A 294-nucleotide genomic window follows, 5' to 3' on the forward strand; every position below is an offset into this window, starting at 1 on the left:
GACCGGCCTCCTCTTCCTCGCGCCCTTCGGCCTCCTCTTTATCTTCGTCTTCATCATCCCAATCCTGTACTCGGCCTACATCAGCCTGTTCCAGAACAAGTTGATCGGCGGGCAATCCTTCGTCGGGTTGGACAACTACGTCCGGCTCTTCAAGGATCCACAGTTCTACGACGGTGCGATCCGCGTCGTGGTGTTCACGGCGATCCAGGTGCCGATCATGCTGGCGCTGTCGCTCTTCTTCGCGCTCGCACTCGACAGCGGCCGTGTCCGAGGATCGGTCGCCCTTCGGCTCCT

Annotated in this window: 1 protein-coding gene; it reads left to right on the forward strand. The window is 60.5% G+C overall.

The window, feature by feature from the left end; translation table 11 throughout:
• Positions 1 to 294 (forward strand): carbohydrate ABC transporter permease (locus SB717_RS35005; protein ID WP_410907495.1); only part of this gene is annotated, 294 nt, incomplete at both ends.

The sequence above is a fragment of the Priestia sp. SIMBA_032 genome, from assembly GCF_046535215.1.
In the GTDB taxonomy this organism is placed as follows: domain Bacteria; phylum Bacillota; class Bacilli; order Bacillales; family Bacillaceae_H; genus Priestia; species Priestia aryabhattai.